Genomic DNA, 19,482 nt, shown 5'->3' with positions numbered 1-19,482 from the left:
CCTTCGAGTGTCGCGACCTCGTGTGATTACGGCATCTTGCCATTCGGACTCCGACATTCAGGTGACTCGCCATGTCAAAATCGGATAACGGGCGACGCCCGAACCGCACCAGTCCGGTACATCACGGCGCACCTTCTGCGGGAATCTGGGCTTCCGGCAGGAAGATCTTCGGTCCATCTCACCATGCGGGCGTCAGCCTCGGCGTGATCGTGTCCGCTTGAGTGCGGGTTGAGTATTTGTCCAGACCTTGTCCGCATATTCGGCCATCAGCGAAGTCGCGCCATGCGGCTGACGTGTGACCTTCGCGGTATCGACTCGTCGGCGACACCGTCCGTCGGGTAAGAAGGTTCTTTACACCCCTCATCCGGGGCTCAGGGCGCGTGTGCGGCGCGCCCGTCGCGTAGGTGCCCGTACGCATCAGTCAAACCGGGCCGTACGCGGTGCCCGCCCGCCCCTCACCAGGGGCGGTTAGAAAACCCTCAAACCATGAATACTTAAGGGGTAAAGAGAAAGTGGCAGCGGAGATCGTCAATCCTCGCAGCGAGAGCAAAGCGGATCAGGAGGGCGGTGCGGAGCCCCTCGATTCCTTCGATCCTGCGTTCGCCCTGCACCGCGGCGGCAAGATGGCCGTGCAGGCCACCGTGCCGATCCGCGACAAGGACGACCTGTCCCTCGCGTACACCCCCGGCGTCGCGCGCGTGTGCACCGCGATCGCGGAGCAGCCGGACCTGGTCAACGACTACACCTGGAAGTCGTCCGTGGTCGCCGTGGTGACCGACGGCACGGCGGTGCTGGGACTCGGGGACATCGGCCCCGAGGCCTCCCTTCCGGTCATGGAGGGGAAGGCGATCCTCTTCAAGCAGTTCGGCGGCGTCGACGCGGTGCCGATCGCGCTCGCCTGCACCGACGTCGACGAGATCGTCGAGACCGTGGTGCGCCTCGCGCCGTCCTTCGGTGGTGTGAACCTCGAGGACATCTCGGCGCCGCGGTGCTTCGAGATCGAGCGGAAGCTGCAGGAGCGGCTGGACATCCCGATCTTCCACGACGACCAGCACGGTACGGCCGTGGTGACCCTGGCGGCGCTGCGGAACGCCGCGCGGCTGAGCGGGCGGGAGATCGGGCAGCTGCGCGCCGTCATCTCCGGCGCGGGTGCGGCCGGTGTGGCCATCGCGAAGATGCTGATCGAGGCCGGGATCGGGGACGTGGCCGTCACCGACCGCAAGGGTGTCGTGTCCGCGGACCGCGAGGACCTGACGTCCGTGAAGCGGGAGCTGGCCTCGTTCACGAACAAGGCCGGGCTGAGCGGATCGCTCGAGGACGCGCTGGCCGGCGCCGACGTGTTCATCGGCGTCTCCGGCGGCACGGTGCCGGAGGCCGCGGTGGCGTCCATGGCCGAGGGCGCGTTCGTGTTCGCCATGGCCAACCCGAACCCGGAGGTCCACCCCGACGTCGCGCACAAGTACGCGGCGGTCGTGGCGACCGGGCGGTCCGACTTCCCGAACCAGATCAACAACGTGCTGGCGTTCCCGGGCATCTTCGCGGGCGCGCTGCAGGTGCGGGCCACGCGGATCACGGAAGGCATGAAGATCGCGGCGGCTGAGGCGCTGGCGGCGGTGGTCGGGGACGACCTGGCCGCGGACTACGTCATCCCGTCGCCCTTCGACGAGCGGGTGGCGCCGGCCGTCACGGCGGCGGTTGCGGCTGCGGCTCGGGCGGAGGGGGTGGCGCGGCGGTAGCGCTGCGCCGGCTTGACCGGGTCGACCGGCTTGGCTGATGACCCCGTCCTGGGTGGGCGGGGTCGTTTGCGTCTGCCTGCGGCGCCGGGTGGTGTTTCGGGTGCGGGTTTCGGGGCTGGTCGCGCCCACGCGGCGGAGCCGCATGTCGAATACAGCCCCGCGCCCCTTTTTGTGCCTGCGGCGGTCCGTTGCGGTGCGTGGGTGGCTGGTGTCGCACCTGCGGTGCGTTGTGGGTCGGGGCCGGGGTGGGGGGTGTCCGTCCTCGGTCCGGCCGCCCGTCCCCGACGACGGCGCCCTTGCCCGGTGCCGGCCACTGCGGGCGGACACCCCCCGCCCCCGGCCAGCACCGACGCCGGGCGTCACGAGATGCCGGGTGCGCAGGTCAACACGTCCGTCGTGGCGGTTGTGCGCAAGAGGGTGTGTGTCACAGCGTGCTGTGGTTCCACGCGGGGCGTGGGGAACCTATCGTCGGGGGCATGTTCGCTGTCTATGCCGCTCGAATTGACCGCGACCAGCCGTTGAACGGTCTGGAGTTGGGGGAACGTCCCGCTCCTGAGGTCCGTCCCGGGTGGAGCACCGTCAACGTCAAGGCCGCCTCCCTCAACCATCACGACCTGTGGTCCCTGCGCGGCGTGGGCCTCGCAGAGGACAAGCTGCCGATGATCCTCGGCTGTGACGCCGCCGGTGTCGACGAGGACGGCAACGAGGTCGTCCTGCACTCCGTGATCGGCCAGAGCGGTCACGGCGTCGGGCCCAAGGAGCCCCGGTCGATCCTGACCGAGCGGTATCAGGGGACCTTCGCCGAGCAGGTGGCCGTACCGACGTGGAACGTGCTGCCGAAGCCGAAGGAGCTGTCGTTCGAGGAGGCCGCCTGTCTGCCGACCGCCTGGCTGACGGCCTATCGGATGCTGTTCACCAATGCCGGTGTCCGGCCCGGTGACTCCGTGCTGGTGCAAGGCGCGGGTGGTGGTGTCGCCACCGCCGCGATCGCGCTCGGCAAGGCCGCGGGGCTGCGGGTCTTCGCGACCAGCCGGGACGAGGCCAAGCGCAAGAGGGCGCTGGAACTGGGGGCCGTAGAGGCCCTGGAGTCCGGGGCGAAGCTGCCGCAGCGGGTGGACGCGGTGATCGAGACCGTGGGCGCCGCCACGTGGTCGCACTCCGTGAAGTCGCTGCGGCCCGGGGGCACGCTCGTCATTTCCGGGGCCACCAGCGGGGACCGGCCCTCGCACGCGGAGCTGACGCGGATCTTCTTCCTCGAGCTGAAGATCGTCGGGTCGACCATGGGGACCAAGGACGAGCTGGAGGATCTGCTCGCCTTCTGCGCCGCCACCGGGGTCAGGCCTGTGATCGACGAGGTGCTGCCCATGGAGCGGGCCCGTGAGGGCTTCGAGCGGATCGAGTCCGGGGAGCTGTTCGGGAAGGTCGTGCTCGCCAACTCCTGAGTTCGGTTCGACTGAGGCGGGTCCGCGTTCGGGCCCGCCCTTTTCGTGCCCTTGGTGTCAACTGTCGTTGACAGGGGTGGAGTGTCAACGTAGGTTGACTGGCATGAGTGAAGCCATCGATCTCGCCGAGCGGGCGGGAGACCGGGATCCGCGGGTGGGCCTGCGGGCCGTCGCCGCGCTGCGTCGGCTGCTGGAGCAGTTGGAGGCGGTGCAGGTGCGCAGTGCCCGGAATCAGGGCTGGTCGTGGCAGGAGATCGCCGCGGAGCTCGGGGTCAGTAGGCAGGCCGTGCACAAGAAGTACGGGAGGCGTTGATGTTCGAGCGGTTCACCAAGGACGCCCGGGGTGTGGTCCAGGGGGCGGTCGCCTGTGCGGGAAGGGAGGGCGCGCAGACGGTCGGTGCCGGGCATCTGCTGCTCGCACTGCTCGATCAGGAGGGCAGCTGGGGATCGTTCGCGCTTGCCGCTCTGGGGAGCGATGACTGGCGGGAGTCGGTACGGCGGGACCTGGGAGAGGCGCGGCGGCGGGCCGGGCTGACCCGGGCAGACGCGGACGCGCTGGCGGGGCTGGGGATCGACGTGGAGGAGATCATCGCCCGGATGGAGGAGGCCCACGGGGTGGGGGCCATGGCCGGTGACACCAGGGACGGGCGGCGGTGGTCCGGGCAGCGGCCACGCTTCAGCCGCGAGGCCAAGGACGTACTGGAGAAGTCGTTGCGGATGGCCCTCGCGCGGCGCGACCGGCACATCGGCGACGAGCATCTGCTGCTGGCCCTGACCGTACTGCCGGGCGTGCCGGCCGAGGTGCTCGCCGATCACGGGGTGACACATGCGTCGGTGACCCGGGTGCTGTACGGCGGGGGTGAGGCGAAGGCCGGCTGAACCGGCCGTCGCGTCATGCCTTCGGGGTGCGCAATATCGCTCCGATGTGGGCCGCCGCCGTGGACAGATGGCGGCGGGCGTCGCGCAACTGGTCGGCGTCGACGCCGTGGTCGCGGGCCGCGTCGCGGATGTCGTCGCGGAAGCGGTCCAGGAGCCGGTCGAGGTCGCGGGCCGGCTCACCCGTCAGGGGCTCGTGGGCCCAGGCGGGCTCGTAGACGGCCGGGAAGTCCTCCGGCGTCTGCTCGTACTCGGGCTGCGCGTACGGCCTGCCGGAGGCCGTACGGCCCCAGGCGAAGTCCTTGCCGAAGTCGCCGAACTCCTTGGCCAGCTCGGTCAGCCCCTCCTTTACGCCCGTCGGCCAGTCGCCCCGCGCGAAGTGGTCCTGCACCTGCTCCTGCACCCGGCGTGCGACGCGCTGCAGCTCCTCCTGCGCCTGGGCGCGGGCCCGCTCCTGGGCGTCCTTGGCCTGGCGCCGGGCACGCTCGGCCTCCTCGCGGGCCCGGCGGCTCTCGTCCTTGGCGCGCCGGGCCTGCTCCTTCCACTCCTGCTTGACGCGGCGCATCTCCTCCTTGGCGGCGCGCCACGCCTCCTTGTCGTCGGCGTCGGCGTCGGCGTCGGTGAGGCCGGACATGTCCGGGGTGTCGTGGGCGCGGCTCGTCCGGCGGCGGCGGGCCTCGCTCGCCGCCGCGCGCATCTCGCGGCGCAGGTCGCCTGCGGCGCCGCGCACGTCGGCGCGGATCTCGGCGGCCAGCTCGGCGACCGACTCGCGGATCTCCAGCTCCAGATCGGCCAGTTCACCGCTGCGGTCGGCCAGCTCGGCGCGGCCGGCGTCGGTGATGGCGTACACCTTGCGGCCGCCCTCGGTGGTGTGCGTGACCAGGCCCTCGGCCTCCAGCTTCGCCAGGCGCGGGTAGACGGTGCCGGCCGACGGCGCGTACAGCCCCTGGAAGCGCTCCTCCAGGAGGCGGATCACCTCGTAGCCGTGGCGGGGGGCCTCGTCCAGGAGCTTCAGCAGGTACAGACGCAGGCGGCCGTGGGCGAAGACGGGAGGCATGTCAGAGCACCTTCTTGTCGGTCGTGCCGTCGGCCGGGGTCCCGGAGTCACCCGCGCCCGGACCGGAAACGGAATTGTCCCCCGAGGTGCCGCCGGCGCCGGAGGCCGGGCCGTCGCCGTGCGGCCCTGCCTCCCAGGGCTCGTCCTCGGCCAAGGGCCGCCGCAGCAGGGCGATGGAGCCGGAGACGGTGGTCGCCTTCAGCCGGCCGTTGCCCGCGCCGAGCCGGCCGGTGATCCGCTTGGCGCCCCACTGACCGGTGACCCGCAGGACCTCGAAGGCGTTGGAGACCGAGCCGCTCGCGGTGTTCGCCTCCACCCGGGTGTCCGCCGGGTGGGGCAGACGGATCGCGATCTCGCCCGAGACACTGGTCAGACTGACGTCGGTGGGGTGGTCCGCGGGGTCCAGGTCCACGATCATCGAGCCGCTCACCGAGTCCGCCCTGACCGCGGAACCGGAACCGTCCAGCACGGTCAGGTCGCCGGAGACGGAGTTGAAGCGCAGATCGCCGCGCAGGGCCTGCGCCTCCACGTTCCCCGAGACCGTGTCGGCGCGCACCGGGCCGCCGAGATCGACCAGGGTGGTGTCCCCGGTGACCCCCTTGACCTCGGCGCGGCCGTCGACGCCGGAGACCACGGCTTCGGCGCCGACCACGCCCACCTCCACGCGCGTGTGCGCCGGGACGGCCAGGGACACGACGGCGCTGCGCCGCCGGCCCTTGCGGTCGAGCCACTTCAAAAAGCCCTTCCAGGGCAGGTCCTCGTACGCCACCGTCAGGGTGCCGCCCTGCTGGGTGACGAGCAGGGGCGGGCCCTCGATCTCGGAGACCTCCAGGCGGGCGGCACCCTCGTCCGCGCCCACCACGTTCACCGTGCCGTTGACGATGCGCACGTGGAGCTCGCTCACCGGCTCGTCGAAGGTGAGCTTCTGCGGTTCTGCGACGGACCACTCGGACATGGAAGACCTCCTCGACACGCCATATCGCGTCTTACGAGATTCACGATATATCGCGGTCCCGGGAAGTCAAGACACCCGTTCTGGTGATCAGGGGGAGCGGGCGGCGGTGACGCGGCCTTAGCGTGGGGACATGCCGACGGAAGACGCCCAGGGTCGCAGCCGCCCGTCGGGCGGTGCCGCGACCGGCGCGCTGCTGCTGTGCCGTGCCGCGCCCGCGGCCGTCGCCCCCACCGCCCAGTTGCTGCGCGATCCCATGCTGCTCGCCGAGGCGGGCGAGGGATGGAGCGTCCTCGTGCCCGAGGGAGGTCCCTGGCGGCACGGCGGCGAACCGGTCGACCGGGTCCTCACCGGCTGGGCCACCGCCCTGGCCGTCGCCGCGACCTGGCCCGTGCTCGCCCTGTGGTGGGACACCGACCGCGCCGGCTACACCCTCGCCGCGGGGTTCCGCCGCCCTGTCGGCTACGTCTGGCTGGCCAACGGCACCGCCGCCGGGGAGGACGAGGCGATGCGCACCTTCGCCGCCCGGCTCGGCCTCGACCCGGTCCTGGACGTGCAGGCCCTGGAGCAGCTCACCCGCCCCGACGCGTCCGCCGATGCCCGCGCCCGGCTGCGCGGCCTCCTGGCGGTCCTCACCCGCGCCGGCGTCGCCTTGCCGCCCGGCCTCGATCCGGGCGCCGCCGCCGACCGGCTCCGGGAAGCCGCCCTGAGGCGTCATGGCGTCCGCGAGCTGGACCGGCACGGTCTGCGTGAGACGCTGCGCGGTGAACTCGACGCCGTCGAGCGCGCCGCCCTGGCCCCCTGCCTGCCCTGGTCCGCCACCCCGCAGGCTCGCGCCCTGGGCGCCGCCCAGCTCACGACGGGCCTCTCGCTCGCCCTGTGGGGCCTACGGCGGCACAGAGGTGGCTGGGCGGCGGTGGGGGCGCTGCTGCTGGCCCACGGCGCCCTGGGCCTGACGTACGGAATCACCCACCCCCGCGACTGACCGGAGAAAGGCCCCCAGGGCGGCCCAGGGCGCCCGGGAGCGCCCTGCCGACGCCCGCGAGGTGTTACTCGTCGTCCTCGTCGTCCAGCCGCGCCAGCCACGTCGCCAGGCGTTCCACCGGGACCTCGAAGTCCGGGTTCAGATCGACGAACGTCCGCAACTGCTCGGCGAGCCACTCGAAGGTGACCTCCTCCTCGCCGCGCCGCTTCTCCAGTTCTTCGATGCCTCGGTCGGTGAAGTACATGAGGTCAAGGATAAGTGGGCGCAAACGGCCGGGCCGCACCCCTTGAGCAGGGGTGCGGCCCGGTCATGTACGACCCGCGGGAGCGGTTACGCGTCGAACACCTCGCGCACGAGCTGCTCCTGCTCGGCCTGGTGCCGCTTGGCGGAACCGACGGCCGGGGACGAGCCGTGCGGACGCGAGATGCGGCGCAGGCGCTCGCCGGCCGGGATGTCCGCGCCGACCGCCAGGTCCAGATGGTCGATCAGGTTCAGGGCGATGAACGGCCAGGCGCCCTGGTTGGCCGGCTCCTCCTGGGCCCACAGGTACTTCTCGGCGTTCGGGTACTTCGCGATCTCGGCCTGCAGCTCGGCACCCGGCAGCGGGTACAGGCGCTCCAGACGGATGATCGCGGTGTCCGTGACGCCCCGCTTCCTGCGCTCGGCGTCGAGGTCGTAGAAGACCTTGCCGGAGCAGAAGACGACCTTGCGGACCGCGCTCGCCTCCACCGAGGTGTCGCCGATCACCGGCTGGAACTGCCCGGTGGTGAAGTCCTCCGCCTTCGAGGCGGCGGCCTTCAGGCGCAGCATCGACTTCGGCGTGAAGACGACCAGCGGCTTGTGGTGGGGGTTGTGCACCTGCCACCGCAGGAGGTGGAAGTAGTTCGCCGGAGACGTCGGCATGGCGACCGTCATGTTGTTCTGCGCGCACAGCTGCAGGAACCGCTCGGGGCGGGCCGAGGAGTGGTCCGGGCCCTGGCCCTCGTAGCCGTGCGGCAGGAGCAGGACGACGCCGGAGGTCTGGCCCCACTTCTGCTCGGCGGAGGAGATGAACTCGTCCACCACCGTCTGGGCGCCGTTGACGAAGTCGCCGAACTGGGCCTCCCACAGCACGAGCGCGTCCGGGCGGGCCAGCGAGTAGCCGTACTCGAAGCCCATGGCCGCGTACTCGGACAGCAGGGAGTTGTAGACGTTCAGCCGCGCCTGGTCCTCGGAGAGGTACTGCAGCGGCGTGTACTCCTCGCCGGTGCTGCGGTCGATGATGACCGCGTGGCGCTGGCCGAAGGTGCCGCGCTGGGAGTCCTGGCCCGCCAGACGGACCGGCACGCCCTCCAGCAGCAGCGAACCGAACGCCAGGGTCTCGCCCATGCCCCAGTCGATCGTGCCGTCCTCGACCATGGCCGCCCGGCGCTGCAGCTGCGGCTGCAGACGCGGGTGGACGGTGATGTGGTCGGGCACGTTGACCTGGGACTCGGCGATCCGCTTGACGACCTCCGTGGAGATCGCGGTCGGGACCGCGACCGGGAAGCCGTCCTGCGGCTCGGCGGAGTCGACACCGGCCGGCTGCGAGGTGGCCTCGCGGACCTCGGTGAAGACCTTCTCCAGCTGGCCCTGGTAGTCCTGCAGCGCCTGCTCGGCCTCTTCCAGGGTGATGTCGCCGCGACCGATCAGGGACTCGGTGTACAGCTTGCGCACCGAGCGCTTCTTGTCGATCAGGTCGTACATCAGCGGCTGGGTGAAGGCCGGGTTGTCCGACTCGTTGTGACCGCGGCGGCGGTAGCAGATGAGGTCGATCACCACGTCCTTGTTGAACGCCTGGCGGAACTCGAACGCCAGCCGCGCGACACGGACGACGGCCTCGGGGTCGTCGCCGTTCACGTGGAAGATCGGGGCCTCGATCATGCGGGCCACGTCCGTCGCGTACATGGAGGAACGCGAGGACTCGGGGGCCGCGGTGAAGCCGACCTGGTTGTTGATGACGATGTGGACCGTGCCGCCGGTGCGGTAACCGCGCAGCTGCGACATGTTCAGGGTCTCGGCCACCACGCCCTGGCCCGCGAAGGCCGCGTCGCCGTGGATCGCCACCGGCAGGACCGTGAAGTCCGTGCCGCCCTTGTTGATGATGTCCTGCTTGGCGCGGGCGACGCCCTCCAGGACCGGGTCGACGGCCTCCAGGTGGGAGGGGTTCGCGACCAGGGAGACCTTGATCTGCTCGCCGTCCAGGCCGGTGAAGGTGCCGTCGGCGCCCAGGTGGTACTTCACGTCGCCGGAGCCGTGCATCGACTTCGGGTCGAGGTTGCCCTCGAACTCGCGGAAGATCTGCGCGTACGACTTGCCGACGATGTTGGCCAGCACGTTCAGGCGGCCGCGGTGAGCCATGCCGATGACGACCTCGTCCAGGCGCGACTCGGCCGCGGAGTCGATGACCGCGTCCAGCAGCGGGATGACGGACTCGCCGCCCTCCAGGGAGAAGCGCTTCTGGCCGACGTACTTCGTCTGCAGGAACGTCTCGAAGGCCTCGGCGGCGTTCAGGCGGCGCAGGATCCGCAGCTGCTCCTCGCGCTCCATCCTGGAGTGCGGGCGCTCCACGCGGTCCTGGATCCACTTGCGCTGCTTGGGGTCCTGGATGTGCATGAACTCGATGCCGGTGGTGCGGCAGTACGAGTCGCGCAGCACGCCGAGGATGTCGCGCAGCTTCATCATCGACTTGCCGGCGAAGCCGCCGACGGCGAACTCGCGCTCCAGGTCCCACAGGGTGAGGCCGTGCTCGACGATGTCCAGGTCGGGGTGCTTGCGCTGCTTGTACTCCAGCGGGTCGGTGTCGGCCATGACGTGGCCGCGGACCCGGTAGGAGTGGATCAGCTCGAAGACACGGGCGGCCTTGGTGACGTCGTCGTCGTGGCTGGCGTCGATGTCCTTGAGCCAGCGGACCGGCTCGTAGGGGATGCGCAGCGCCTCGAAGATGTCGTCGTAGAAGCCGTTCTCGCCGAGCAGCAGGTTCGCGACGATCCGCAGGAACTCGCCGGAGGCGGCGCCCTGGATGACCCGGTGGTCGTAGGTCGACGTGAGCGTCATGACCTTCGAGATGCCGAGCTTGTTCAGGGTGTCCTGGCTGGTGCCCTGGAACTCCGCCGGGTAGTCCATGGAGCCGACGCCCATGATCACCGACTGGCCGGGCATCAGCCGCGGCACGGAGTGGACGGTGCCGAGGCCGCCGGGGTTGGTCAGGGAGACCGTGACACCGGTGAAGTCGTCCATCGTCAGCTTGCCGTCACGGGCGCGGCGGACGATGTCCTCGTAGGCCTGCCAGAACTCGAAGAAGTTCAGCGTCTCGGCCTTCTTGATCGCCGCGACGACGAGCTGGCGGTCGCCGTTGGGCTTGACCAGGTCGATGGCGAGACCGAGGTTGACGTGCTCCGGCTTGACCAGGGTGGGCTTGCCGTCCTTGAGCTGGTACGACCAGTTCATCGCCGGCATGGCCTTGACGGCCTGCACCATCGCGTACCCGATGAGGTGCGTGAAGGAGATCTTCCCGCCGCGGGCACGCTTGAGGTGGTTGTTGATGACGATGCGGTTGTCGAACAGCAGCTTCACCGGGACCGCGCGCACCGAGGTGGCGGTCGGCATCTCCAGCGAGGCGTCCATGTTCTTCGCGACCGCGGCGGACGGACCGCGCAGCGTCACGAGCTCCGGGCCCGCGGGGGCCTCCTTGGCGGGCTCCGCCTTCGCCTGGGGCTGAGCGGGCGCCTGTGCGGGACGCGCCGGCTGAGCCTGGGCGGGGGCGGGCTTCGCCGCGGGGGCGGGAGCGGGGGCCGGAGCCGGAGCGGCGGCCGCGGGCTTCGCAGCCGCGGGAGCCGGAGCGGCCGGCGCGGCGGCCCGGGGGGCCGGGGCGGGCGCCTGGGTGGGGGTCTGCGCGGCCCCCGCGGCCGCGCTACCCGACGCAACCGGGGCTCCTGCCGCCCCCGGCTTGTAGTCGGCGAAGAAGTCCCACCAGGCACGGTCTACCGAATTCGGGTCCTGGAGGTACTGCTGATAGATCTCATCGACGAGCCACTCATTGGGACCGAACGCGGCAGCGGGGTTCTTTCCCGCTTGGTCGGCGTCGGTCGTAGGTGCGCTCGATGCGTTACTGGGGGACTGTGGCGACACGGCGGCAACCGCCCTCTTCCGCTTCACAAGGTGATGGACAGCGGGAATAAAGGCTACGCCTCCCTGAGGGTGAAGGTCAGGTCGGGCCCGTTCATCGTCGCGTAAGTCACATCTCAGCCCGTGTTTCGGCGCTTGAAATGGCGGGAAACAAGCGTGGTTCCGGTGTGAAAGAGGCGCGCCGGGGTACGGCGACGAGGGCCCTGCACGCGGGGCGTGCGGACGTGTGCCTGATCACACGTGTCCGTCGGCGCGAACGCTCGTGGATCTTGAGGCTCCGTTTCGAACCCTACGTCAACTTTGGACGGTCGGCTCTCCTGGAAGAGTGACAAGGATCCGGCAACCTCGCTCGGATTCGGCCACGCCGATGCGGCCCCCGTGCAGGTCCACGGCCCAGCGCGCGATCGCCAGGCCGAGCCCGGTGCCGCCGTCGCTGCCGGGACCGTGCGGCCGCGCGACCACACCCCGGTTGAACCGCTCGAAGACGCGGTGCCACTCCGACTCGGGAATGCCGGGCCCCTCGTCCAGGACCTCCAGCTCCAGTGAGCCGGGTGCCTTCCCGCTCCGCGCCTTGACCGTGACCCGGCCGTGCGGCGGGCTGTGCTTAACCGCGTTGTCGATGAGGTTGGCGACGACCTGGTGGATGCGCTCCGGGTCGGCGTGCGCGGTCAGGTCGCTCGGGAAGACGTCCAGGTGCAGATGGACGTCGGCGCGGGTGTGGCTGCCGGAGCCGGAGGCGATGCCCGCGCGCGCCGAGGCGACCATGTTGGCCTCCTTCAGCACGCCGGACAGATACGGCCACACCTCGAAGCGACGTTTCTTCAGCGGTACGACGCCGTTGTCCAGCCGGGACAGGTCCAGCAGCGTCTCCACCAGCCGGCCCAGCCGCTCGGTCTGCTTCAGCGCCGTGCGCATGGTCTCGGGATCGGCCTCGGTGACGCCGTCCACGATGTTCTCCAGCACCGCCCGCAGACCCGCGATGGGCGTGCGCAGCTCGTGCGAGACGTTCGCCACCAGCTCCTTGCGCTGGCGGTCCTGCGCCTCCAGCTCGTCCGCCATCACATTGATCGTCTGGGCGAGGTCGCCCAGCTCGTCACGACGGCTCTCCCGCACCCGGCTGGTGTAGTCGCCCTGCGAGATCGACCGGGCCACGGTGTTCATCTCGTCCAGCGGCGCGGTCAGCGAATGCGCCACGAACTGCGTGATCAGCAGCGTGGCGATCATGGAGAAGACCGTGATGAAGCGCAGCTCCGTCCGGGTGCGCATGGCGATCATCATCAGTCCCGTGGTGATCAGCACCGCGATGACGACCAGCACACCCAGCTTGGTCTTGATCGAGAACGGGCGTACGCCGCCCCAGGGATCCCCGGGACGCCGCCGTGCGGCCGGCCGCCCGTCGCTCATGGCGTCGGCGTCTCCAGCGCGTAGCCCACACCGTGCACGGTGCGGATCCGCTCGGCACCGATCTTCCGGCGCAGCGCCTTGATGTGGCTGTCGACCGTGCGGGTGCCCGAGGCGTCCGCCCAGTCCCACACCTCCGCCAGCAGCTGCTCACGGGAGAGCACCGCGCGCGGAGTGTTCGCCAGGCACACCAGCAGGTCGAACTCGGTGGGCGTCAGATGCACGTCCTCCGACTTCACCCGGACCCGGCGCTGCGCGTGGTCGATCTCCAGCTCGCCCAGGCGCATCACACCGCTGCGCGGCGTGGCGGCGGCCAGCGCGGCCCGCTCCACCCGGCGCAGCAGCACGTGCACGCGGGCGGCCAGCTCCCGCATCGAGAACGGCTTGGTCATGTAGTCGTCGGCCCCGACGCCCAGCCCGACCAGCATGTCGGTCTCGTCGTCGCGGGCGGTGAGCATCAGCACCGGAACCGGCCGCTGCGCCTGCACCCGCCGGCAGACCTCGAGCCCGTCGAAGCCGGGCAGCATGATGTCGAGGATCAGCAGATCGGGCTGCCAGGCCTCGGCGGTGTCGACGGCCGCCGGGCCGTCACCCGCGGTTTGCACGAGAAATCCCTCGGCGCGCAGGCGGGCCGCGATGGCGTCGACGATCGTCGGATCGTCCTCGACGACCAGGACCCGCCGCTGCGCGCCGGGGGTCGCCGTCGTGCCGCTCTGGGAGGTGTGTGTCTGCTCCATCGCCCGCCCCTGAAGTGTGCTTTCCGGAATCAGTGGGGTGATCCCTCGGTCTGCGCGTGACTGCGATTGACGCTTGAATGATCCGCGCCAGGGAAGCAGCGTACGGGGAGTCACCACGGCTTTGCTATTCAGGGCGGATCCCGAGGTGCACGACGTCGGGAACGCCTCGGGCAACGGGGATCTCTTCCGTACGCACCTGCTGGAACCCGACATTCCCCAAGGTTTCTTCGAAATCCGGTGACGGCTGGGCCGACCACACCGCGAGCACCCCGCCGGGTCTCAACGTCCTTGCGCAGCTTGCCAGTCCGGCCGGTGAGTACAGTCCGTCATTGCCGTCCGTGACGGTCCAGCCGGGGCCGTTGTCGATGTCCAGGCACAGGGCGTCGAACGTGGCGGATGTCTCATTGACGTAGTCCACGAGGTCGTCGTGGACGACCTCGGTACGCGGATCGGCCAGCGCCTCGTGGGAGAGCCCGCCGAGCGGCCCGCCGCGGTGCCAGTCGATGACGGCGGATTCCCTTTCCACCACGGTGATCCGGCCCCACCGCGAATTCGCAGCAGCATGGGCCAGCGAGAAGCCGACGCCCAGCCCGCCGATCAGCACGTGCGGCGCCGGGCGTTCGCCGAGTGCCTCCAGGGCGGCGTCGACCAGCAGCCGTTCGCTGCGGCCGTCGGAGGTGTCCATCAGAAAGCACCCGTTGGCGATGATCTGCAGCAACTCGCCGTGCCGCCGCAGCACGACCTCGCCGTAGGGACCCTCGCGGCGGTCCAGGACCTCGGGACTGTCGTACGTCGTGGACATGGACCCCATCCTGCATGAACGGGGCTTTGCGGGAACGGGAATTACGGGAGGCGGCGGGCTCGGACGGCGCCGGAGCACCCGTTCGTGGGACGCGGGGCGCGGGCCACGGGACGCCGGGGCGGGTACGCCGGAACGCGCGCCGGGGCGACGGGGATCGGCGGCGGACGCGTAAGAACCTTGAGAGGTTGCTGAGAATCCGGTCACGCGTGGCGTGGATCACAGACAGCGGGTGGGTGGGACCCGAAAGGTGGGGGGCGACGGAAGGAGCGCCTCACCGTGGAACGCACTGCGAGGGTCGACAGGACGCCTCCCGACGCGCCCCTTCCGGCCGATCTGCCGGATCTCACCCGGCTGCTGGACGGCATGCCCGGCCAGCCGCGGCGCGGCGGCCCGCAGGCACCCGTCGCGCCGTCCGCCGCTGCCGTCGAGGCCACGCCGGCTCCCCGCGGCCGGCTGCGGGCGGTACGCCCCTGGCGGCTGCTGCCCACTCCCCGGGCGACCCCCTTCACCTTCGCCTACGCCGCCGTGCTCGCCTTCACCTCGCTCGTCGCCGCGTACGCCGACCCCGCCGTCGTGCAGGCGCTGCAGCAGGGGTCCAGTACGGACGTGGCGCACCTGGCGCGGCACCCGGTGCTGGTGCTCGTCGGCAGTGCGCTGTGGATCGCCGGCGGGGTGCTCTCGCCGTACGCGCTCGGCTTTCTGCTCGTCCTGACCGCGCTGGAGCGGCGCGTCGGCGGTCTGCGCACGGCCGGCGTCTTCCTGTGCGGGCATGTGCTGGCGACCCTCGCGACAGAGGTGCCGGTCGGGTTCGCGGTCGCCACCGGACACCTGCCGGACACCTCGCTGCACCGCCTCGACTACGGCATCAGCTTCGGTGTCGCCGCGGGCGTGGGCGCGCTGGCCGGGCTGCTGAGACCCTGGCTGCGCTGGCCCCTGCTCGCCTGGGTCGCGCTGATCATCGGCCAGGACCTGCTGTCGCCCTACGACCCCCTCACCAGCTGGGGTCACGCGATAGCGCTGACGATCGGCATCACCACCTGGCCCCGCCTGCGCCGCTGGGCGGCCACCGCGCAGCACGGCGGGCCGTCGCGGGCGTGAAGGGGCGCGGGGGGGGCCCCCCCCCCCCCCCCCCCCCCGCCCGGGGGGGGGGGGCCCCCCCCCCCCCCCCCGCCCCCTCAGTCCTTCACCCGCCTAGCGCTCGTCAGCGGCGCGACCGTCCGCCACCCCAGTGTTTCGTACAGTGCCCGCCCGTCCGGCGTCCCGGCCAGCACGCCCGTTCGCGCGCCCGCGTCCGCCGCACCCCGCTGGAGGGTGCGCATCACGAGGGTGCCCAGGCCCCGGCGGCGGTGCTCCGGCGAGGCCTCGATCATGTCCGCCACCGCGGTCGGGCCGGTCGGCGCGATCTGCCCGCTCGCCGCCCAGGAGCCGTCCGGCGCGGTGACGAGGGCGCGCAGCACACCGCCACGCGTCCACGTGCGCAGCCGGTAACCGTCCGGGACGGCGGGCGCCGGGGCGGACGCCGTCAGCGGGACGGACATCAGCCAGCCCGGCTCTGGGTCGATCCACCAGCCGTCGCCGAGCCAGCCGCCGACCTCTGCCGGATCCCGGAACGCCTTGAACTGCACCCCCGCCCCGGTCACCGTGTCCGCCACCTTCCGTACGGCCGTCTCTGAGACGGCCTCGCCGACGCCGCCGAACACGTGCCTGCTGACGTGGTCCGGCCGTCCGACGTCGATGGTCCAGCCCCACTCCCGTGCCGCCGGCGGCGCCGCGCCCCGCGACACGACCCACCCCTCCACCCAGGACCGCACGATCGTGTCCACTCCGGTCTCCCGTCCGCCGTGCCAGATCGCGGTAATAGCCACTAGCCCACATAGGCTATTACGTGACGGGTCGGTGCGCGAGCCCCTCCCGTGACCTTTCCGGGCGCCCGTGTCCTTGATCGCTCACAGCGAACACCGGCTTGGGAACATCTGCCGACTCCCAAGCATTGAGTCGATACAACTCAACTTGACTGCCGAAAGGGAGATCATGGCTTCGACGTCCGCATCGCTCACTCTGCCTGTGCTGCCGCTCGACGACGAGGTCGTGCTGCCCGGGATGGTGGTTCCGCTGGACCTGAGCGACTCCGAAGTGCGCGCCGCGGTGGAGGCCGCGCAGGCCGCCGCCGGCTCCGAGGCCGGAAAGCCCAAGGTCCTGCTCGTGCCACGCATCGACGGGACCTACGCGAGCACCGGTGTCCTCGGCACCGTCGAGCAGGTCGGCCGGCTGGCCGACGGCGACCCCGGCGCCCTGATCCGCGGCCGCAGCCGCGTCCGGATCGGTGCCGGGACCACAGGCCCGGGTGCTGCGCTGTGGGTCGAGGGCACACAGCTCGACGAGACACAGCCGGACCCCGTCCCGGGCCACGTGCAAGAACTGGTCAAGGAGTACAAGGCGCTCGCCACCACCTGGCTGAAGAAGCGCGGCGCCTGGCAGGTCGTCGACCGCGTCCAGGCCATCGACGACGTCTCCGCCCTCGCCGACAACTCCGGCTACTCACCCTTCCTCACCACCGCGCAGAAGGTGGAGCTGCTCGAGACCGCCGACCCGGTCGCCCGCCTCAAGCTCGCCACCCAGCAGCTGCGCGACCACCTCGCCGAGCAGGACGTCGCCGAGACCATCGCCAAGGACGTCCAGGAAGGCGTCGACAAGCAGCAGCGCGAGTTCCTGCTGCGCCGCCAGCTGGAGGCCGTCCGCAAGGAACTGCGCGAGCTGAACGGCGAGAAGGAGGGCGAGGAGTCCGACGACTACCGCGCCCGCGTCGAGGCCGCCGACCTCCCGGAAAAGGTCCGCGAGGCCGCCCTCAAGGAGGTCGACAAGCTGGAGCGCGCCTCCGACGCCTCGCCCGAGGGCTCCTGGATCCGCACCTGGCTCGACACGGTCCTGGAGATGCCGTGGAACGAGCGCACCGAGGACGCCTACGACATCCAGGGCGCCAAGGCCGTCCTGGACGCCGAGCACGCCGGGCTGAACGACGTCAAGGAACGCATCACCGAGTACCTGGCCGTCCGCAAGCGCCGCGCCGACCGCGGCCTGGGCGTCGTCGGCGGGCGGCGCGGCGGTGCCGTCCTCGCGCTCGTCGGCCCGCCCGGCGTCGGCAAGACCTCCCTCGGCGAGTCCGTCGCCCACGCCATGGGCCGCAAGTTCGTCCGCGTCGCCCTCGGCGGGGTGCGCGACGAGGCCGAGATCCGCGGTCACCGCCGTACGTACGTCGGGGCGCTGCCCGGCCGGATCGTGCGGGCCGTCAAGGAGGCCGGCTCCATGAACCCGGTCGTCCTGCTCGACGAGATCGACAAGGTCGGCTCCGACTTCCGCGGCGACCCCGCGGCGGCCCTGCTCGAAGTCCTCGACCCGGCGCAGAACCACACCTTCCGCGACCACTACCTGGAGGTCGAGCTCGACCTGTCGGACGTCGTCTTCCTCGCCACCGCCAACGTCCTGGAGGCCATCCCCGAGGCGCTCGCCGACCGCATGGACATCGTCCGCCTCGACGGCTACACCGAGGACGAGAAGGTCGTCATCGCCCGCGACCACCTGCTGCCGCGTCAGCTGGAGCGGTCCGGCCTGAACAAGGAGGAGGTCACCCTCGACGAGGGCGCCCTGCGCAAGCTGGCCGGCGAGTACACCCGCGAGGCCGGTGTGCGCACCCTGGAGCGCTCCATCGCGCGTCTGCTGCGCAAGGTGGCCGCCCAGCACGAACTGGGCGAGCGCGAGCTGCCCTTCACGGTCACCGCGGACCACCTGCGCGACCTGATCGGCCGCCCGCACCACGTTCCGGAGTCCGCGCAGGACCCGGCCGAGCGCCGCACCGCCGTCCCCGGCGTGGCGACCGGCCTCGCGGTCACCGGCGCCGGCGGTGACGTCCTCTTCGTCGAGGCGTCCCTGGCCGACCCGGAGACCGGCGCGGCCGGACTGACCCTCACCGGTCAGCTCGGTGACGTGATGAAGGAGTCCGCGCAGATCGCGCTGAGCTTCCTGCGCAGCCACGGCGCGGAACTGGAGCTGCCGGTGGGCGACCTGAAGGACCGGGGCGTGCACATCCACTTCCCGGCCGGAGCGGTCCCCAAGGACGGCCCCAGCGCCGGCGTCACGATGACGACTGCCCTGGCGTCCCTGCTCTCCGGCCGTCTGGTCCGCACCGACGTGGCGATGACCGGCGAGGTCTCGCTGACCGGCCGGGTGCTGCCCATCGGCGGCGTGAAGCAGAAGCTGCTCGCCGCCCACCGCGCCGGGGTGACCACCGTGATCATCCCCAAGCGCAACGAACCCGACCTGGACGACGTCCCCGCCGAGGTGCTGGACAAGCTCGACGTCCACGCGGTGACCGACGTGCGCCAGGTCCTGGAACTGGCGCTCGCGCCCGCCACGAGCGAGGCGACGCCGGAGGTTCCGGTGGCGGCGTGACGGACGCCGCCGGATGAGGGAAGGCCCGGGTCCCGTGAGGGAGACCCGGGCCTTCGCCGTACGAGCGGCGATGTCAGCCGTTGGCGAGTGCCTGGAGCCGGTCGTAGGCCCCGTTGAACTTGTCGTGGTCACCGACCGTCGGGCCGGAGGAGGTGTACTGCCACATCGTGTAGTAACCCCAGCCGGCCGGCAGTGTGCCCGGGTCGGTGGCGTACCGGGCGATCCACAGGGGGTTGGTGGTGGCGAAGCCGGCGTAGTTGCCGGTGCACTGGGTCCACCAGCTGGTCGCCGTGTAGATCACGGCGTCGCGGCCCGTACGGGCCTTGTACTGGTTCAGGAAGTCGCGGATCCAGGTGACCATCCCGCTCTGCGTCTTGCCGTAGCAGGCGGCGCCGTAGGGGTTCCACTCGATGTCGAGGGCGCCGGGAAGGGTCTTGCCGTCGCGGGACCAGCCGCCGCCGTGGTCGACGAAGTAGTTGGCCTGGGTGGCGCCGCTGGTGGTGTCGGGTGTCGCGAAGTGGTACGAGCCGCGGATCATGCCGACGTTGTACGAGCCGTTGTACTGCTGCGCGAAGTAGGGGTTCGTGTAGTACGTCCCCTCGGTGGCCTTGACGTAGGACCACTGCACGCCGCTGCTCCACAGGGTGGACCAGGCGACTTTGCCCTGGTAGGCGGAGACGTCGACGCCTTCCGTCTGGGTGGCGTCACCGGTGCTGGGCGTGCCGCTTTGGCCGTCGTGGGCCAGGACGCCCATGCCCATGTAGGCGGAGCCGCGGGCGGGGACGTCGGCACTTCGGGCGGACGCGGGCAGGGCGAGGGAGAGGACCGCGAGGCCGGCTGCCGCGAGGGGGGCGAGCAGGCGGCGGCGTGCAAAACCGGGTCTGTGCACGGGCATGACGTGC

Annotated in this window: 16 protein-coding genes; 7 read left to right on the top strand and 9 right to left on the bottom strand. The window is 71.2% G+C overall.

Features of this window, described 5'->3' with window-relative positions; all coding sequences use genetic code 11:
- Positions 1–512 precede the first annotated feature (512 nt).
- The 4 genes from ACF1GV_RS21890 to ACF1GV_RS21875 all read left to right on the top strand — a co-directional run bounded on the left by ACF1GV_RS21890 (position 513) and on the right by ACF1GV_RS21875 (position 4,057).
- On the top strand, positions 513–1,736 hold the full coding sequence (locus ACF1GV_RS21890; RefSeq protein WP_391683399.1) for an NADP-dependent malic enzyme: 1,224 nt from the start codon (positions 513–515) through the stop codon (positions 1,734–1,736).
- A 476-nt stretch (positions 1,737–2,212) separates the two neighbouring features.
- Positions 2,213–3,178: a zinc-binding dehydrogenase gene (locus ACF1GV_RS21885; protein ID WP_363262581.1), complete on the top strand. Its 966-nt coding sequence runs from the start codon at positions 2,213–2,215 to the stop codon at positions 3,176–3,178.
- A gap of 103 nt (positions 3,179–3,281) precedes the next feature.
- The gene (locus tag ACF1GV_RS21880; protein ID WP_318201438.1) at positions 3,282–3,491 is read left to right on the top strand and encodes a helix-turn-helix domain-containing protein; all 210 of its coding nucleotides are present in this window, start codon (positions 3,282–3,284) and stop codon (positions 3,489–3,491) included.
- The gene (locus tag ACF1GV_RS21875; protein ID WP_391683395.1) at positions 3,491–4,057 is read left to right on the top strand and encodes a Clp protease N-terminal domain-containing protein; all 567 of its coding nucleotides are present in this window, start codon (positions 3,491–3,493) and stop codon (positions 4,055–4,057) included. The genes ACF1GV_RS21880 and ACF1GV_RS21875 overlap by 1 nt, the downstream gene beginning before the upstream one ends.
- A gap of 13 nt (positions 4,058–4,070) precedes the next feature.
- On the opposite strand, the gene ACF1GV_RS21870 is transcribed toward ACF1GV_RS21875, so the two are convergent.
- Together ACF1GV_RS21870 and ACF1GV_RS21865 are read right to left on the bottom strand one after the other, a co-directional pair.
- A complete protein-coding gene (locus tag ACF1GV_RS21870) occupies positions 4,071–5,111 on the bottom strand; it encodes a PadR family transcriptional regulator (RefSeq protein ID WP_391683392.1) in 1,041 nt (346 codons plus the stop codon).
- A 1-nt stretch (position 5,112) separates the two neighbouring features.
- Entirely contained in the window at positions 5,113–6,066 is a 954-nt protein-coding gene (locus ACF1GV_RS21865) for a DUF4097 domain-containing protein (RefSeq protein ID WP_391683389.1), read from the bottom strand.
- 130 nt (positions 6,067–6,196) lie between these two features.
- Between ACF1GV_RS21865 and ACF1GV_RS21860 the strand changes: the two genes are divergently transcribed.
- The gene (locus tag ACF1GV_RS21860; protein WP_391683386.1) at positions 6,197–7,048 is read left to right on the top strand and encodes a hypothetical protein; all 852 of its coding nucleotides are present in this window, start codon (positions 6,197–6,199) and stop codon (positions 7,046–7,048) included.
- 64 nt (positions 7,049–7,112) lie between these two features.
- On the opposite strand, the gene ACF1GV_RS21855 is transcribed toward ACF1GV_RS21860, so the two are convergent.
- The 5 genes from ACF1GV_RS21855 to ACF1GV_RS21835 all read right to left on the bottom strand — a co-directional run bounded on the left by ACF1GV_RS21855 (position 7,113) and on the right by ACF1GV_RS21835 (position 14,134).
- On the bottom strand, positions 7,113–7,292 hold the full coding sequence (locus tag ACF1GV_RS21855) for a DUF6104 family protein (protein WP_003992906.1): 180 nt from the start codon (positions 7,290–7,292) through the stop codon (positions 7,113–7,115).
- Between the two features lie 86 nt (positions 7,293–7,378).
- Positions 7,379–11,197, bottom strand: a complete 3,819-nt coding sequence (locus ACF1GV_RS21850) for a multifunctional oxoglutarate decarboxylase/oxoglutarate dehydrogenase thiamine pyrophosphate-binding subunit/dihydrolipoyllysine-residue succinyltransferase subunit (protein ID WP_391683383.1) — start codon at positions 11,195–11,197, stop codon at positions 7,379–7,381.
- A gap of 291 nt (positions 11,198–11,488) precedes the next feature.
- Positions 11,489–12,598, bottom strand: coding sequence for a sensor histidine kinase (locus ACF1GV_RS21845; RefSeq protein WP_391683381.1), 1,110 nt, complete (start codon positions 12,596–12,598; stop codon positions 11,489–11,491).
- Positions 12,595–13,332: a response regulator transcription factor gene (locus ACF1GV_RS21840; RefSeq protein ID WP_103781389.1), complete on the bottom strand. Its 738-nt coding sequence runs from the start codon at positions 13,330–13,332 to the stop codon at positions 12,595–12,597. The genes ACF1GV_RS21845 and ACF1GV_RS21840 overlap by 4 nt, the downstream gene beginning before the upstream one ends.
- Positions 13,333–13,456: 124 nt before the next feature.
- Complete coding sequence (locus ACF1GV_RS21835) at positions 13,457–14,134, bottom strand: spermidine synthase (protein WP_391683378.1); 678 nt, start codon at positions 14,132–14,134, stop codon at positions 13,457–13,459.
- 276 nt (positions 14,135–14,410) lie between these two features.
- Between ACF1GV_RS21835 and ACF1GV_RS21830 the strand changes: the two genes are divergently transcribed.
- The gene (locus ACF1GV_RS21830) at positions 14,411–15,232 is read left to right on the top strand and encodes a rhomboid-like protein (protein ID WP_391683375.1); all 822 of its coding nucleotides are present in this window, start codon (positions 14,411–14,413) and stop codon (positions 15,230–15,232) included.
- A 77-nt stretch (positions 15,233–15,309) separates the two neighbouring features.
- On the opposite strand, the gene ACF1GV_RS21825 is transcribed toward ACF1GV_RS21830, so the two are convergent.
- Entirely contained in the window at positions 15,310–15,957 is a 648-nt protein-coding gene (locus tag ACF1GV_RS21825) for a GNAT family N-acetyltransferase (RefSeq protein ID WP_391684021.1), read from the bottom strand.
- A gap of 208 nt (positions 15,958–16,165) precedes the next feature.
- On the opposite strand from ACF1GV_RS21825, the gene lon reads away from it, so the two are divergent.
- Entirely contained in the window at positions 16,166–18,580 is a 2,415-nt protein-coding gene (gene lon, locus ACF1GV_RS21820) for an endopeptidase La (protein ID WP_391683373.1), read from the top strand.
- A gap of 73 nt (positions 18,581–18,653) precedes the next feature.
- On the opposite strand, the gene ACF1GV_RS21815 is transcribed toward lon, so the two are convergent.
- Positions 18,654–19,475, bottom strand: a complete 822-nt coding sequence (locus ACF1GV_RS21815; protein ID WP_391683371.1) for a lysozyme — start codon at positions 19,473–19,475, stop codon at positions 18,654–18,656.
- Positions 19,476–19,482: the final 7 nt, after the last annotated feature.

Origin of the sequence: Streptomyces sp. NPDC014006 (assembly GCF_043088925.1) — a bacterium.
Lineage (GTDB): Bacteria > Actinomycetota > Actinomycetes > Streptomycetales > Streptomycetaceae > Streptomyces.
The sequence above is the reverse complement of the archived record's forward strand: the minus strand, read 5'-3'. Positions and strand labels throughout refer to the sequence as shown.